Consider the following 14,118-nt stretch of genomic DNA (forward strand, 5'->3'; position numbering starts at 1 on the left):
AAAAGCATCGCGGGGCAAGCCCGCTCCCACAGGTGATACACCAACCTGTGGGAGCGGGCTTGCCCCGCGATTTGTTGCTTAGGTCGATCAGCCGATGGTCATCAGGCTCGCGTTACCACCTGCTGCCGCAGTGTTGACGCTCAACGCACGCTCGATCACCAGGCGCTCCAGAGCAATCGAGGTTTCGCCCGACGACAGGCCGTGAACGCCGACGATGGCACCGGCGCGCTTGGCTACTTGCTCGCAGACGGCGCGCAGTTGGTCGGAGTGGCCGTGATGCAGAACAGCATCGAACACCACTTCGTCTTTGGTCCAGTCGCCCACCAGCTTGATGCGTGTCTGAACTTCTTTCGGCAGTCGGTTGCGCAGGGTCTTGGTCAGTTCGCCCTCTGGCCACACGGCCGAGCTGCCAACCGCCAGTACCGCAGCCAGTTGCGTCAGCAAGTCAGCTTCAACCTCGGCCAGGCACAGGACGTGCTCGCGCGGCAGGATGGTGTAGCTGTTGCGCTCACCGGTCGGGCCTGCCAACAGGCGGCTGATACCGCTTTGCGATTGCTTGGCGAACTGCTCGCACAGGCTACCCAGTTCGTTCAGCTGGTTGCTGGCGGCCCAGGTTTTCAGCGCTTGCAGTGGCTTGCTCAGTTCGTCGCGCAGGCGGGTGTCCGGGGTGTTGTCGCCATCGGTGCGCTGGAACGATTGCTCGATCGCATCGGCTGGACGGGTCGACAGCAGGCGGTACAGGTACAGCGGGCCGCCAGCTTTCGGACCGGTGCCCGACAGGCCTTCACCACCGAACGGCTGAACACCGACCACGGCACCAACGATGTTGCGGTTAACGTAGACGTTACCGGCGTTGACGTTGTCGATGACCTTGGCAATGGTTTCGTCGATCCGAGTGTGAACACCCAGGGTCAGGCCGTAACCGGAAGCGTTGATCTGCTCGATCAGTTGGTCGAGGTTTTTGCGGTTGTAGCGCACGACGTGCAGTACCGGGCCGAAGATCTCGCGTTGCAGTTCGTCGAAGCTTTCCAGCTCGATGAGGGTCGGCATAACGAAGGTGCCGCGTTTGATTTCTTCGCCGTCGGCGATAGCAATCTGGTACACCGAGCGACCTTTGTCGCGCATGCCCTGGATGTGCTTCTCGATGCCAGCTTTGGCTTCAGCGTCGATTACCGGGCCAATGTCCACGTTCAGGCGCTCAGGGTTGCCCAGGCGGCTTTCGGCCATGGCACCTTTGAGCATTTCGATGACGCGGTCGGCCGAATCTTCCTGCAGGCACAGCACGCGCAGTGCCGAGCAGCGCTGACCGGCGCTGTCGAACGCCGAGGACACTACGTCGATAACCACTTGTTCAGTGAGTGCCGAGGAGTCGACGATCATTGCGTTCTGGCCACCGGTTTCGGCGATCAGCGGGATCGGGCGGCCCTGGGCGTCGAGACGGCCGGCGATGTTGCGTTGCAGCAGGCGAGCCACTTCAGTGGAGCCGGTGAACATCACACCTTTGACCCGGTCGTCACCGACCAGACGGGCACCAACGGTTTCACCGCGACCTGGCAGCAGTTGCACCACGCCTTCAGGGATACCGGCTTCGAGCAGCAGGCGCACGGCCTGAGCGGCCACCAGCGGGGTTTGCTCGGCAGGCTTGGCCAGTACCGGGTTACCTGCAGCCAGCGCGGCGGCAACCTGGCCGCTGAAGATGGCCAGCGGGAAGTTCCATGGGCTGATGCAGACCACCGGGCCCAGTGGGCGGTGGGCGTCGTTGCTGAAATCGTTACGGGCCTGGACGGCGTAGTAACGCAGGAAGTCGACCGCCTCACGCACTTCGGCGATAGCGTTGGCGAAGGTCTTGCCAGCTTCACGGGCGAGCAGGCCCATCAGCGGCTGAATGTCGGCTTCCATCAAGTCAGCGGCACGCTCCAGAATCGCGGCGCGTTCGGCGGGCGGGGTGGCCTGCCAGATCGGCGCGGCCTTCAGGGCGCACTGGATGGCGTTGTCGACGTCGGCAACGGTGGCTTCCTGCACATGGCCGACCACGTCACGGTGATCGGACGGGTTCAAGACTGCTGCCGCTGGTTCGTTGCTGGAGTCGCAGCCGAGCATCGGTGCAGCTTTCCAGTCGTTGTGGGCCGAAGCCAGCAGTGCACAGGACAGCGACGCCAGGCGGTGTTCGTTGGCCATGTCGATACCGGCGGAGTTAGCGCGCTCAGCACCGTACAGGTCACGCGGCAGCGGAATGCGCGGATGCGGCAGACCGAAGTTGCCTTCTTGAGTGGCCATTTGCTCGATGGTGGCAACCGGATCGGCAACCAGCTCCTGGATCGAGATCGACTGGTCGGCAATACGGTTGACGAACGAGGTGTTGGCGCCGTTTTCCAGCAGGCGGCGAACCAGGTAAGCCAGTAGCGTCTCGTGGGTACCGACTGGTGCGTAGACACGGCACGGACGGTTCAGCTTGCCATCGGCGACTTTACCGACCACCTGCTCGTACAGTGGCTCACCCATGCCGTGCAGGCACTGGAACTCGTACTGGCCCGGATAGTAGTTCTGGCCAGCGATATGGTAGATGGCCGACAGGGTGTGGGCGTTGTGCGTGGCGAACTGCGGGTAGATGACTTCCGGTACCGACAGCAGTTTGCGCGCGCAGGCAATGTAGGACACGTCGGTGTACACCTTGCGGGTGTAGACCGGGTAGCCTTCCAGGCCTTCGACCTGGGCCCGCTTGATCTCGCTGTCCCAGTAGGCGCCTTTTACCAGGCGGATCATCAGGCGGTGGCGGCTGCGGCGGGCGAGGTCGATGACGTAATCGATCACGTACGGGCAACGCTTCTGGTAGGCCTGGATGACGAAGCCAATACCGTTCCAGCCGGTCAGCTGTGGTTCGAAGCACAGGCGCTCGAGCAGGTCCAGCGACAGCTCCAGGCGGTCGGCTTCTTCGGCGTCGATGTTCAGGCCGATGTCGTATTGCTTGGCCAACAGAGTCAGCGACAGCAGGCGTGGGTACAGCTCTTCCATCACGCGCTCATACTGGGCACGGCTGTAGCGCGGGTGCAAAGCCGACAGTTTGATCGAGATGCCCGGACCTTCATAAATGCCGCGGCCGTGCGAGGCTTTGCCGATCGAGTGGATCGCTTGCTCGTAAGAGGCCAGGTATTTCTGTGCGTCGTGCTCAGTCAGTGCCGCTTCACCGAGCATGTCGTAGGAGTAGCGGAAGCCTTTGGCTTCGAATTTGCTGGCGTTGGCCAGGGCTTCGGCAATGGTTTCACCGGTAACGAACTGCTCGCCCATCAGGCGCATGGCCATGTCGACGCCCTTGCGGATCATCGGCTCGCCACTCTTGCCGATGATGCGGCTGAGCGAGGAGGTCAGGCCGGATTCGTTGTGAGTCGAGACCAGCTTGCCGGTCAGCAGCAGGCCCCAGGTGGCAGCGTTGACGAACAACGACGGGCTGTTGCCCAGGTGCGGCTGCCAGTTGCCGGTGCTGATCTTGTCGCGGATCAGGGCGTCGCGGGTGCCTTTGTCCGGGATCCGCAGCAGGGCTTCGGCCAGGCACATCAGGGCTACGCCTTCCTGGGACGACAGAGAGAACTCTTGCAGCAGCCCCTGAACGATACCGGCACGGCCGCCAGCGCTCTTCTGGTTACGCAGTTTTTCAGCAATGCCAGCGGCCAGTTTGTTGGTGGCTTCGGCCATGGCGGCAGGCAAGCGTGCCTGCTCCAGCAGCATAGGAACCACTTCTGGCTCTGGGCGGCGGTAGGCGGCAGTGATGGCCGAACGCAGTACCGACTGCGGCAGGATGCTTTCGGCGAACTCGAGGAAGCACTGGTGAGCGTGATCGCCTGGAACTTCGCCGACTTCATCACCATTGCTGGCGGACTGACCGTTGAGTTCGGTCAGGGTGGCACCACCCTCGAGCTTCTCCAGGTAATTGAAGATCGCTTGCTTGATCAACCAGTGCGGCGTGCGGTCGATGGACTGCGCTGCTGCCTTGAGTCGCTCACGGGTAGGGTCGTCAAGTTTGACCCCAAGGGTGGTCGTCGCCATTTCTTATCCTCATTATTGCCACAGGCTGTGGCGTAAGCTAGCGTCAAGATTAGCCGCGCGCGTATTTGGGTGCAACCTAGTGCAACCCAAATTGTGTAGGAAAAAAGTGCAGCTCGTCCGGAGGGTAAAACCTTGCCGGATGAATGGTTGCTTATGGTGCACTTTCTTCTGTTGGTGGCGCTTTTTGCTCCAAAAAGGAGCAAAAAACCGCTGATGCGCAAAAAATCCGACGAGGTGCAACTGTATTGTAAAAACTGGTTGCACCTACTTTGCGTTGTTGCATAGGATTCGCGGCCTGGGTGCAACCTCCTCGGAGGCTGTCGCTACATAAAAACAAACGCCAGGGCGCAACAATGAGTGTAAGCAATCCAACCTTGATCACTTTCGTGATCTATATCGCGGCAATGGTGCTGATCGGCTTCATGGCCTATCGCTCCACCAACAACCTTTCTGACTACATCCTTGGTGGTCGTAGCCTGGGCAGCGTTGTAACTGCACTCTCGGCCGGTGCCTCGGACATGAGCGGCTGGTTGCTGATGGGCCTGCCGGGCGCCATCTATATGTCGGGTCTGTCGGAAAGCTGGATCGCCATCGGTCTGATCGTCGGCGCCTATCTGAACTGGCTGTTCGTTGCTGGCCGTCTGCGTGTGCAGACTGAGCACAACGGCGATGCCTTGACCCTGCCGGACTACTTCTCCAGCCGTTTTGAAGACAAGAGCGGGCTGCTGCGGATCATCTCCGCGGTGGTGATCCTGGTGTTCTTCACCATCTATTGCGCTTCCGGCATCGTTGCCGGTGCCCGCCTGTTCGAAAGCACCTTCGGCATGTCCTATGAGACTGCGCTGTGGGCGGGTGCTGCGGCGACCATCGCCTACACCTTCGTAGGTGGCTTCCTGGCGGTGAGCTGGACCGATACCGTCCAGGCCACCCTAATGATCTTTGCCCTGATCCTGACCCCGGTGATCGTACTGATCGCTACCGGCGGCTTCGATACCACCTTCGCTGCGATCGAGCTGAAGGATGCGGGCAACTTCGACATGCTCAAAGGCACCACCTTCATCGGCATCATCTCGCTCATGGGTTGGGGTCTGGGCTACTTCGGTCAGCCGCACATCCTGGCGCGTTTCATGGCTGCCGACTCGGTTAAATCGATCGCCAACGCTCGCCGTATCTCCATGACCTGGATGATCCTCTGCCTGGTCGGTACCTGTGCGGTAGGCTTCTTCGGTATCGCTTACTTCTCGGCGCATCCTGAAGTTGCTGGCCCGGTTAACGAGAACCATGAGCGTGTGTTCATCGAACTGGCCAAGATCCTGTTCAACCCATGGATCGCTGGTGTGCTGCTGTCGGCCATTCTGGCGGCGGTCATGAGTACCTTGAGCTGCCAGCTGCTGGTGTGCTCCAGCGCCCTGACCGAAGACTTCTACAAGACCTTCCTGCGCAAAACTGCTTCGCAGGTAGAGCTGGTCTGGGTCGGCCGCGCCATGGTGCTGCTGGTTGCTGTGGTTGCGATCCTGATTGCCTCCAACCCTGAGAACCGTGTTCTGGGTCTGGTCAGCTATGCCTGGGCAGGTTTCGGTGCTGCCTTCGGTCCGGTTGTACTGATCTCGGTACTGTGGAAGGGCATGACTCGTAACGGTGCGCTGGCCGGTATCCTGGTTGGTGCAATCACTGTCGTGGTGTGGAAACACTTCGCCATCTGGGGTCTGTACGAAATTATCCCGGGCTTCATCCTTGGCGCCCTGGCTATTTACTTCGTCAGTAAGGCGGGTAGCCCGTCGGCGGCGATGGTTTCGCGTTTCGAAGCTGCAGACCAGGCGTTCAAGGTCGGTCACTAATCGACTGCTGAGCTTCGCCTGAAAACGGCCCGGCCTTCTCTGAAGGTCGGGCCATTTTTTTGTGTGGGAGCGGGCTTGCCCCGCGATTGCGGGCCGTCAGTCATATCGCATCGCGGGGCAAGCCCGCTCCCACATGGATCTGCACAGATTCAGGGTTGCTGAGCAAGCCGGTTGCTCCCATAGCGCTACGCGACAAGGTAAACTGCACCGTCTTGCAGGAGTTGCCATGAACTATCGTCACGCCTTTCACGCCGGCAACCACGCCGACGTCTTCAAACACCTCGTTTTGACCCGACTGATCGCGCTGATGTCGCGCAAAGAGCAGCCGTTCGCCTACCTCGATACGCATGCTGGCCTTGGCCTGTATGACTTGCAGGGTGATCAGGCAACGCGCACCGGCGAGTGGATCGAAGGTATCGGGCGGCTTTGGGGGCGTGATGATCTTCCGGAGGTTACGGCTGACTATCTGCGCATCCTGCGTAAGCTGAACCCTGACGGTGAGTTGCGTTATTACCCAGGGTCCCCTGAGCTGGCCCGGCGTCTCGCGCGCCAGCAAGATCGCGTGCTGCTGAACGAGAAGCACCCTGAAGACGGGCGCATGCTCAAAGAAAATATGAAGAAGGATCCGCGGGTCACTGTGCACCTGGGCGAAGGCTGGCACGTGCCGCGGGCGCTGCTGCCTGTACAGGAAAAGCGCGCCGTGATGCTGATTGACCCGCCGTTCGAAAAAGCAGATGAGCTCAAGCGCTGCACGGTGGCGATGAAAGAAGCCATCGGCCGTATGCGCCAGACGGTCGCAGCTATCTGGTATCCGATCAAAGATCAGCGCCAGTTGGTGCGTTTTTATCAGGATCTGACCAGCACCGGCGCGCCGAAGCTGCTGCGGGTCGAGCTGTATGTACATCCTCAGGACAGCCCGCAAGGCCTTAATGGTTCGGGGCTGGCCATCGCTAACCCACCATGGGGGCTGGAAGATGAGCTGCGCGAGCTGTTGCCATGGCTGTCCCAGGTGCTGGCCCAGACTCAGGGCAGCTGGCGTATGGACTGGCTGATCGCTGAATAACGCATCGGTGGGAGCGGGCTTGCCCCGCGACAGAATGTAACTGCGTCGCAACAATCGCGGGGCAAGCCCGCTCCCACACTTTACGTTATAATCCCGCTCTTTCGTTGCCGCTCGCCCCAAGGGGCCAGGGCGCATATTTACAGTTTGAAGAGGCTAGACCCTTGGCATTGACGATTCTTGGCCTGTCCGGCGCCCTTAGCCATGATCCTTCCGCGGCCCTGTACATCGACGGCAAGCTGATTGCCGCCGCTGAAGAAGAGCGCTTCGTGCGCGACAAACATGCAAAGAACCGCATGCCCTACGAATCGGCGAAGTTCTGCCTGGAACAGGCGGGTATCAAGCCGTCTGACGTAGACGTGGTGGCCATTCCGTTTGCCCCGATCAGCCTGTTTGGCAAGGCGCGCTGGCACTACGCCAAGCGTTACTGGTACGCCCCGGACCGCGCGCTGGACGCGATCCTGATGGGCAACCGTCGCTATAAGCGCTACCGCAAGAAAATCGTCTGGTGCCTGGAGCAACTGGGTTTCGATCCGAAAAAAGTGAAGATCGAGCCGGTTGAGCATCACCTGGCGCACGCCTCCAGTGCCTATCACTGCTCGGGCTTCAAGGAAAAAACCGCGATTCTCGGCATCGATGGTAAAGGCGAGTACGCCACAACCTTCTTCGGCTACGGCGAAAACGGCAAGATCCACAAGATCAAGGAATTCTTCGATCCAGACTCGCTGGGCGGTCTGTATGGTGCGATCACCGAGTTCCTTGGCTTCGAAATGCTCGATGGCGAGTTCAAGGTCATGGGCATGGCGCCGTACGGCGACGCCAGCAAATATGACTTCTCGCGTCTGGCCAGCTTTGAGAACGGTGAGCTGGTCATCAACACCGACTATGCAAACGTTATCGGCCTGCGCCGCTACAAAGAGAAAGGCAAAGGCTTCTACTTTTCGCCGAAGCTGATCGAATGGCTGGGCCCCAAGCGCGAAGGCGACATCGCCGATGAGCCGTACATTCACTATGCGGCCAGCATGCAGGCGCTGTTCGAGAAGATCGCCTTGCAGATGATCGACCACTACCTGGGCGACATCCTCAAGGAAACCGGCAAGCTGGCCTTCGCGGGCGGCTGCGCACTGAACGTCAAACTCAACCAGAAGATCATCGCTCGTCCTGATCTGAAAGAGCTGTTCGTTCAGCCGGCCTCCGGCGACGCCGGTACTGCGGTCGGTGCGGCAGCCTATGTTTCCCACGCCCGCGGTGTGCCGGTCGAGAAGATGGAGCACGTCTACCTCGGCCCTGCGTACTCCAACGAGGACGTGATCGCCGCCTGTGCCCGTCACCCGAGCCAGCCGAAATGGCGCAAGCTTGAGAACATGCCTGAGCAGATCGCCAAGATCATGGTCGATGGCAACCCGGTGGCCTGGTTCCAAGGCCGCATGGAGTTCGGTCCGCGTGCCCTGGGTGGTCGTTCGATCATTGGTTGCCCAAGCGTGGCCGGCGTAGCCGACCGCATCAACCACCAGATCAAGTTCCGCGAGCGCTGGAGGCCTTTCTGCCCGTCGATGCTCGACACTGTCGCTCCGCAGATGATCAAGATCGATCACCCGGCGCCGTTCATGACCTTCACCTTCGAAGTGGCTGAAGAGTGGAAAACCCGTGTGCCGGAAGTCGTTCACGAAGACGGCACCTCGCGTGCCCAAGTGCTCAAGCGCGAATACAACCCGCGCTACTACGACATGATGAAAGCGCTGGAAGACCTGACCGGCAACGGTGTGTCGCTCAATACGTCGCTCAACCGCCGTGGCGAGCCGATGATCTGCTCGCCAACTGACGCGCTGAACATGTTCTTTGGTTCGGACCTTCAGTACCTGATCATGGAAGACATTCTGGTAGTCAAGGACGGCGCGAACAGTTATGACGTCCAAGGCTGAAAAGCGCGTCCTGCAGTTCTGCCACGGCTATGACGGTCCGTTTCTGGACTGTGCGCGGCAGTACGCCAGCCTGTTCAGCGGCAGCGAGTACAAGGTCACCACGGTGTTCCTGACTGGCGCTGCCGATCCACAAGTGGCAGCCGGTTGCGCCTCGGATGAGGTGATTTTCCTGGAGTTCAGCTCCAAGGCCATCCGTGGCCTCAAGCTGGGGGCGATCCGCGCATTGCGGCGGATCGTCGCCAGCCGTAACTTCAGTTTTTGCATCGCGCACCGCTTCAAGCCGATCTACATTGCGTTGCTGGGCAGTCGCCTGCCGGTAATCGGTGTGCACCACGCTTTTGGCGACTATCAGCGCAGCAGCCGTCAGTTGTTCGCCAATCTGTTCAGCAAGCGCCTGAGTCTGCTCGGCGTTTCTGATGCGGTGCGTGACGACATGCGCAAATGCCTGCCCAAGTGGTCGGCCGAGCGCATTCAAACCCTCTACAACCGTATCGACATTGAGGCGCTGCAGGCCGCGCTTGTGCCGACGGCCGAGGCGCGCCAGGCGCTGGGGCTGGATCCGCAGGCCTGGATTGTCGGTAATGTGGGGCGTCTGCATCCGGACAAGGACCAAGCAACCTTGCTGCGTGGCTTCGCCCAGGCCTTGCCGGGCTTGCCTACGGGGGCTCGCCTGGCAATTCTCGGCAAAGGGCGCCTGGAGCAGTCGCTGAAGTCGTTGGCTGCCGAGTTGGGTATTGCTGGGCAAGTGAATTTTCTTGGCCAGGTGCCCGATGCTCGACGCTACTTCACGGCGTTCGATGCTTTTGCCTTAAGCTCCGACCACGAGCCATTTGGCATGGTGCTGCTTGAAGCGATGGTCGCTGGAGTGCCGGTGCTCGCGACGGCCTGTGGCGGTGCTGTGGAAGTGGTTGAGGGCGTCGGCATTCTGTTCCCGTTGGCTGATGCCAATCGCCTGGCCCAAGGCCTGCAGCATCTGGCCGTACTTGATGAGGGGCAGCGCCAGGAGTGTGCTGAGCGCATGCTTGTGCGTCTGCGTGAGCGTTTTTCCGATAGTGCTGTGCGCGACACCTTCTGGCAGTTGCCACACGTGCGCGCGCTGACTGCGGAGGTTTGATGCTCAATCATATTCAAGGCTGGCGCGAGCGTGGTTGGCACGTGATTGACGGGCCTGCTTATGCGCAGGCCTGGCAGCGCTTTGGTGGTAGTGTCGCCACGCACCCGCTGGTGGTCGAGCAACTGGCGGAGCTGGCGCAGATTCCGGTGCGCTACCTGGGGTGGGAACGTGACGGTGAGCTCAAGGCCGCGATTCCGACCTGGGGGCGTCACTTGGCGCTGTCCAAAGATGTGCTCAAGCGTCAAGGCAAGAAGGGCTTGTACGACTTGGGTAACGCCGAATTGATATTGCCGGCTGCTGCGGACGCCCAGGCACCGCTGCGCCATGCCGGTCGCTACCTGTCAGCGCTCAATCAAGGGCGTTTCACCAACCTCAAGGCGCAAGCCGAGTCGCTGGCGATGGCGCGCACGCCTGAAGAGCTGTCGAAGAAATTTCGCTACAACCAGCGTCGCGAACTGCGTCTGCTGGAAGAAGCGGGTGGCCAGATTCGTCCGGTATCTTCATTCACCAGTGTTGAACTGGCGTCGATCTACTGCGATCTGTTCCAGCGTCGTTGGGGGTTCCCGGCTACCGGTGCTGAGCGCATGGCTGAGGTGATCGAGCGCTTGCGTGAGCTGCTGATTGGCTCAGTGCTGTTTCTCGATGATGCGCCGATTGCCATCCAGTTGGTTTACCGGGTGGAAGCGCCTGAGTGGATCAGTGTCGAGTACATCAACGGTGGCGTTGACCCGCAAACCAAGGCGTTCAGTCCCGGCAGCGTATTGAGTTTCCTCAATACTCAGGCGGCCTGGGAAGATGCCCGGGCGCGTAACAAGCCACTGCGCTTTTCCTTTGGTCGCGCCGATCGTGAGTACAAGGATCGCTGGTGCAACCCCGTGCCGGTATTTCAAGTGTGAGCCGCAAGCAGCAGTTGCTCAAACAGCACCGGCGCAACAAGCGCCTGGGGCTGCTGATCGGCCTGGTGGTGCTGCTGGGGTTGGGCGTTTTTGTTCATTGGTGGTTGCTGCTGTTACTGCTGCCACTGCTGTGGGTCGCGCATGAAGCCTGGTTTGCTGACCACCTGTTCTATTCGCCCGGTGAAGACTATCTGTATCAGTTTCCACCCGAGTGCGTGGCGCAACCGGTCAAGTTGATCAATGGCATCGTGCAGGTGCAATCGCCGCTGCAGCTGCAAGGTGACGAAACTCTGGTGCTGGAACTGCGCCTCAAGAGCCACTGGCTGGGCCGCTTTCTTGATCCGTCGGTAGTGCTGGCCGATGCAGACCGGCAAACTTTCGAACGGGGTGTCGCCGGTTTGCGCTACTTGAACCTGAGCGGGCTCGCTGAAGCGCTTGCCGCCGGGCAACTGCGCTTGCGTGGGCGGCACTGCCGGCTGCCTGTGGAAGGGCGGTTGTGGGTGGTGCCCGGTAGCGATCTGCGTGACAAGCGGGTGATGGTGATCGCGCCTCACGCCGACGATGCCGAGCTGGCCGCCTATGGCCTCTACAGCCAGGCAAAAGAGGCTTGGGTAGTCACTCTGACCGCTGGCGAGATTGAAGCTGAGCACTATCAGCACATGGGCATGAGCAAGTCTGAGTCGGCCCGGTTGAAGGGGCGGTTGCGCGCCTGGGACAGTATTGCTGTGCCACGTTGGGCAGGTGTTCCTGAGTCGCACTGTGTTCAGCTTGGTTATTTTTGTCTGCAGTTACCGGCCATGCAGATGGCACCGGATCAGCCCGTTGCCTCTCGCGAGGCGGATCTTGCAGATACCCGTCTGTTCCGACAGTTCAACCCTATGACCTTGCCGGGGGATGATGGCGTGCCCACCTGGGCCAATCTGCTGGCCGACCTGCGCGCGCTGCTGCTCCAGGCGCGCCCGCAGGTGCTGGTGATGCCTCATCCTAGCCTTGATCCGCATCCTGACCACATCTGCGCTCAAGCCGCAGTGCTTGAGGCCCTGCAGGGGCTGGAGTGGCAGCCGGAAACCGTATTGGGCTACGCCAATCACTTGCATGACAACGACCGCTGGCCGATGGGCGATAGCGGTGCGGGCGTTGCGTTGCCGCCACAGCTGGAGAGTGCACAGGTGTGGGCCCCTTACAGCCTGGTGCTGGACCTTGCGACCCAGCGTGACAAGGCCATGGCACTGGGCATGATGCATGACTTGCAACCGCCTGCCCCCTTCAAGCGCCGTGTCCGTCGCTTGCTTCAGCGTTGGTTGGCAGGCCGGAAGCCTTCGCCCTATGGCGAGAACGAATTTTTCCGCAAGGCCGTGCGCCGTCATGAATTGTTCTGGCGCCGCGATCTCTGATCCCGGCGCATGACTGTGAGCGGCCGGGCAATGGCCGCAAGGAAGACAATGAAAGTTCTATTTCTGGTGCAGAAAGAACAACGGGCCATCCTCGACCGTCTCTACGACGGTGTTGCCGCCCATTGCGAGTGTGATCTGCGCTGGCTCAGCAGTGCCGATCAGCGCAACCTGCGCAGCTATTTCCGTCGTGAAGTCGACGTCGAAAAGTATGACCGGATCGTGTTCTTCCTGCGCTTCAAGCAAGAGATCCGTCAGGTCGGCTTTATCCGTACGGTGCCGAACCTGGTCATTCTTGAGCACGATGCCTATCAGAATTACATCCCGTGCAAGTACACCGGAAAGTTCAGCGCTCACTACCGTCAGTTGCCTTGGGCGCGTGTGATCAGCTCTGGGTATATGGTCAGTGAGCGGTTGCGCCAAGAGGGCTTTGATGCCGAGTTTGTGCCCAAAGGATACGACCAGCAACTGCTGGCCGATCAGGGCCGTGAGCGCGATATCGAGCTGGCGTTTGTCGGCAGTACCAACAGTGTTGCCTACAGCGGGCGCAAGGCGCTGCTGGATGAGCTTGCCCAAGTTGAAAACCTGCTGGTAACGCGGACCAAGTCTGGCGAAGAGTATTGCGACACGCTCAACCGCATTCGTTTCTTCGTCAGTGCCGATGTCGGCATGGGCGAATACATGATCAAGAACTTCGAGGCGATGGCCTGCGGTTGCGTTCTGCTGGCTTTTGATCAGGGGGAGGCGGAGAATCGCGCCCTGGGCCTCGAAGACATGCACAACGTAGTGCTCTATGACAGCATTGCCCGGCTGCAGGAAAAACTGAAAGTGTTGCGTGCCGATCCAGCCTTGGTCGAACGCATTGGCAGGAATGGTCGCGACCTGGCTGTTTCGCAGTTCAGCTTCGCCCAAGTGGGCCGAAGCATCGTAGAAAAAATGCAGCCACCTCTGCGTTCCCGTCCAGCCTTGACCGGCTGGCAGCGTTTGCGTTTGAGACTGGGCATATGAGCCGACTGTCCCGTGAAAGGGGCGTGGTCTTGAGCAACCGAATACAGATGATGGGGAGAGAATCCGGTGCGATTCAGTGAAGACAGTGATGTAACCCTGGTGGTTACCAGTTGCGGGCGTTTCGACCTGCTCAAGATTACACTCGAGAGTTTCGATCGTTACAACACTGCACCGATTCGCGAAGTGTTCATTACCGAAGACTCGGGTGATGACGCTGTCCATCAGGCTGTGCCGGAGCACTGGAAGCCCCATTGCACGGTGTTCGTCAATCGCCCAAAGCTCGGGCAGTTGCCGTCGATCGACCTTGCCTACAGTCATGTAAAAACGCCTTACATCTTTCACTGTGAGGATGACTGGGAGTTCTATCGGCCAGGCTTTATCGAGGACTCCCGGAGCATTCTGGACGTCAGCCCGCAGCTGCTTCAGGTGTGGCTGCGCAGCTATGCCCATGATCTGAAAATCCATAGCCCTTACCTGCACATGGGCGAGCGTCAGGTCATTGGCGGGGTTGCCTGTTATCCGGTGCTTTCGGACAAGGAGGAGTGGCAAAGCTTCTCGTTGAATCCAGGCCTGCGTCGGTTGAGCGATTACCAGCGCTGTGCGCCATTTGCCGCCTATGCTGGTGAGAAGGCACTGTCAAAGCGTTATGCCGAGCTGAATCTCACCGCCGTGAGCCTTGAGGGCGATGCGGTGTTGCACACGGGGTTCGGCGCGCATGTGACGCTGCCGGGCGAGCGTCGGCGCAAAGCGCGGCGCCGCAAGCGAGATCGCGTCAAATTGCTGTTGATCTTGGTAGTCGGTGTGGTTTTGGGGGCGGGAGTGGGTTTCTTTGCACACTGACTTGGTTC

At 60.1% G+C, this 14,118-nt stretch carries 9 protein-coding genes; 8 read left to right on the forward strand and 1 reads right to left on the reverse strand.

The features are described 5' to 3' along the window. Window positions 1–87 precede the first annotated feature (87 nt). The gene (gene putA / locus E1573_RS05605) at window positions 88–4,041 is read right to left on the reverse strand and encodes a trifunctional transcriptional regulator/proline dehydrogenase/L-glutamate gamma-semialdehyde dehydrogenase (protein WP_133211452.1); all 3,954 of its coding nucleotides are present in this window, start codon (window positions 4,039–4,041) and stop codon (window positions 88–90) included. 353 nt (window positions 4,042–4,394) lie between these two features. Here putA and putP point away from each other — a divergent pair, with 353 nt between their 5' ends. From putP to E1573_RS05645, 8 genes are all read left to right on the forward strand, one after another. Next, window positions 4,395–5,879, forward strand: a complete 1,485-nt coding sequence (gene putP / locus E1573_RS05610; protein WP_133211454.1) for a sodium/proline symporter PutP — start codon at window positions 4,395–4,397, stop codon at window positions 5,877–5,879. A gap of 226 nt (window positions 5,880–6,105) precedes the next feature. Next, window positions 6,106–6,942, forward strand: coding sequence for a 23S rRNA (adenine(2030)-N(6))-methyltransferase RlmJ (locus E1573_RS05615; RefSeq protein WP_133211456.1), 837 nt, complete (start codon window positions 6,106–6,108; stop codon window positions 6,940–6,942). Window positions 6,943–7,103: 161 nt separating this feature from the next. After that, complete coding sequence (locus E1573_RS05620; protein WP_133211458.1) at window positions 7,104–8,861, forward strand: carbamoyltransferase; 1,758 nt, start codon at window positions 7,104–7,106, stop codon at window positions 8,859–8,861. After that, the gene (locus E1573_RS05625) at window positions 8,845–9,975 is read left to right on the forward strand and encodes a glycosyltransferase (RefSeq protein ID WP_133211460.1); all 1,131 of its coding nucleotides are present in this window, start codon (window positions 8,845–8,847) and stop codon (window positions 9,973–9,975) included. The genes E1573_RS05620 and E1573_RS05625 overlap by 17 nt, the downstream gene beginning before the upstream one ends. Beyond that, window positions 9,975–10,871: an antimicrobial resistance protein Mig-14 gene (locus E1573_RS05630; RefSeq protein ID WP_133211462.1), complete on the forward strand. Its 897-nt coding sequence runs from the start codon at window positions 9,975–9,977 to the stop codon at window positions 10,869–10,871. Before E1573_RS05625 ends, E1573_RS05630 begins: the two co-directional genes overlap by 1 nt. Continuing rightward, window positions 10,868–12,265 (forward strand): PIG-L deacetylase family protein, encoded by a 1,398-nt coding sequence (locus E1573_RS05635; protein WP_133211685.1) that lies wholly within the window; start codon window positions 10,868–10,870, stop codon window positions 12,263–12,265. Before E1573_RS05630 ends, E1573_RS05635 begins: the two co-directional genes overlap by 4 nt. 48 nt (window positions 12,266–12,313) lie before the next feature. Continuing rightward, on the forward strand, window positions 12,314–13,270 hold the full coding sequence (locus E1573_RS05640) for a glycosyltransferase (protein ID WP_133211464.1): 957 nt from the start codon (window positions 12,314–12,316) through the stop codon (window positions 13,268–13,270). Between the two features lie 66 nt (window positions 13,271–13,336). Then, a complete protein-coding gene (locus tag E1573_RS05645; RefSeq protein WP_133211466.1) occupies window positions 13,337–14,110 on the forward strand; it encodes a glycosyltransferase family 2 protein in 774 nt (257 codons plus the stop codon). Window positions 14,111–14,118 lie beyond the last annotated feature (8 nt).

This window comes from Pseudomonas sp. H9 (assembly GCF_004353925.1).
GTDB lineage: Bacteria > Pseudomonadota > Gammaproteobacteria > Pseudomonadales > Pseudomonadaceae > Aquipseudomonas.

Coding starts and splice junctions, on each gene's coding strand:
- E1573_RS05630 (WP_133211462.1), top strand. CDS start 9,975: ATGCTCAATCATATTCAAGGCTGGCGCGAGCGTGGTTGGCACGTGATT.
- putA (WP_133211452.1), bottom strand. CDS start 4,041: ATGGCGACGACCACCCTTGGGGTCAAACTTGACGACCCTACCCGTGAG.
- E1573_RS05640 (WP_133211464.1), top strand. CDS start 12,314: ATGAAAGTTCTATTTCTGGTGCAGAAAGAACAACGGGCCATCCTCGAC.
- E1573_RS05625 (WP_133211460.1), top strand. CDS start 8,845: ATGACGTCCAAGGCTGAAAAGCGCGTCCTGCAGTTCTGCCACGGCTAT.
- putP (WP_133211454.1), top strand. CDS start 4,395: ATGAGTGTAAGCAATCCAACCTTGATCACTTTCGTGATCTATATCGCG.
- E1573_RS05615 (WP_133211456.1), top strand. CDS start 6,106: ATGAACTATCGTCACGCCTTTCACGCCGGCAACCACGCCGACGTCTTC.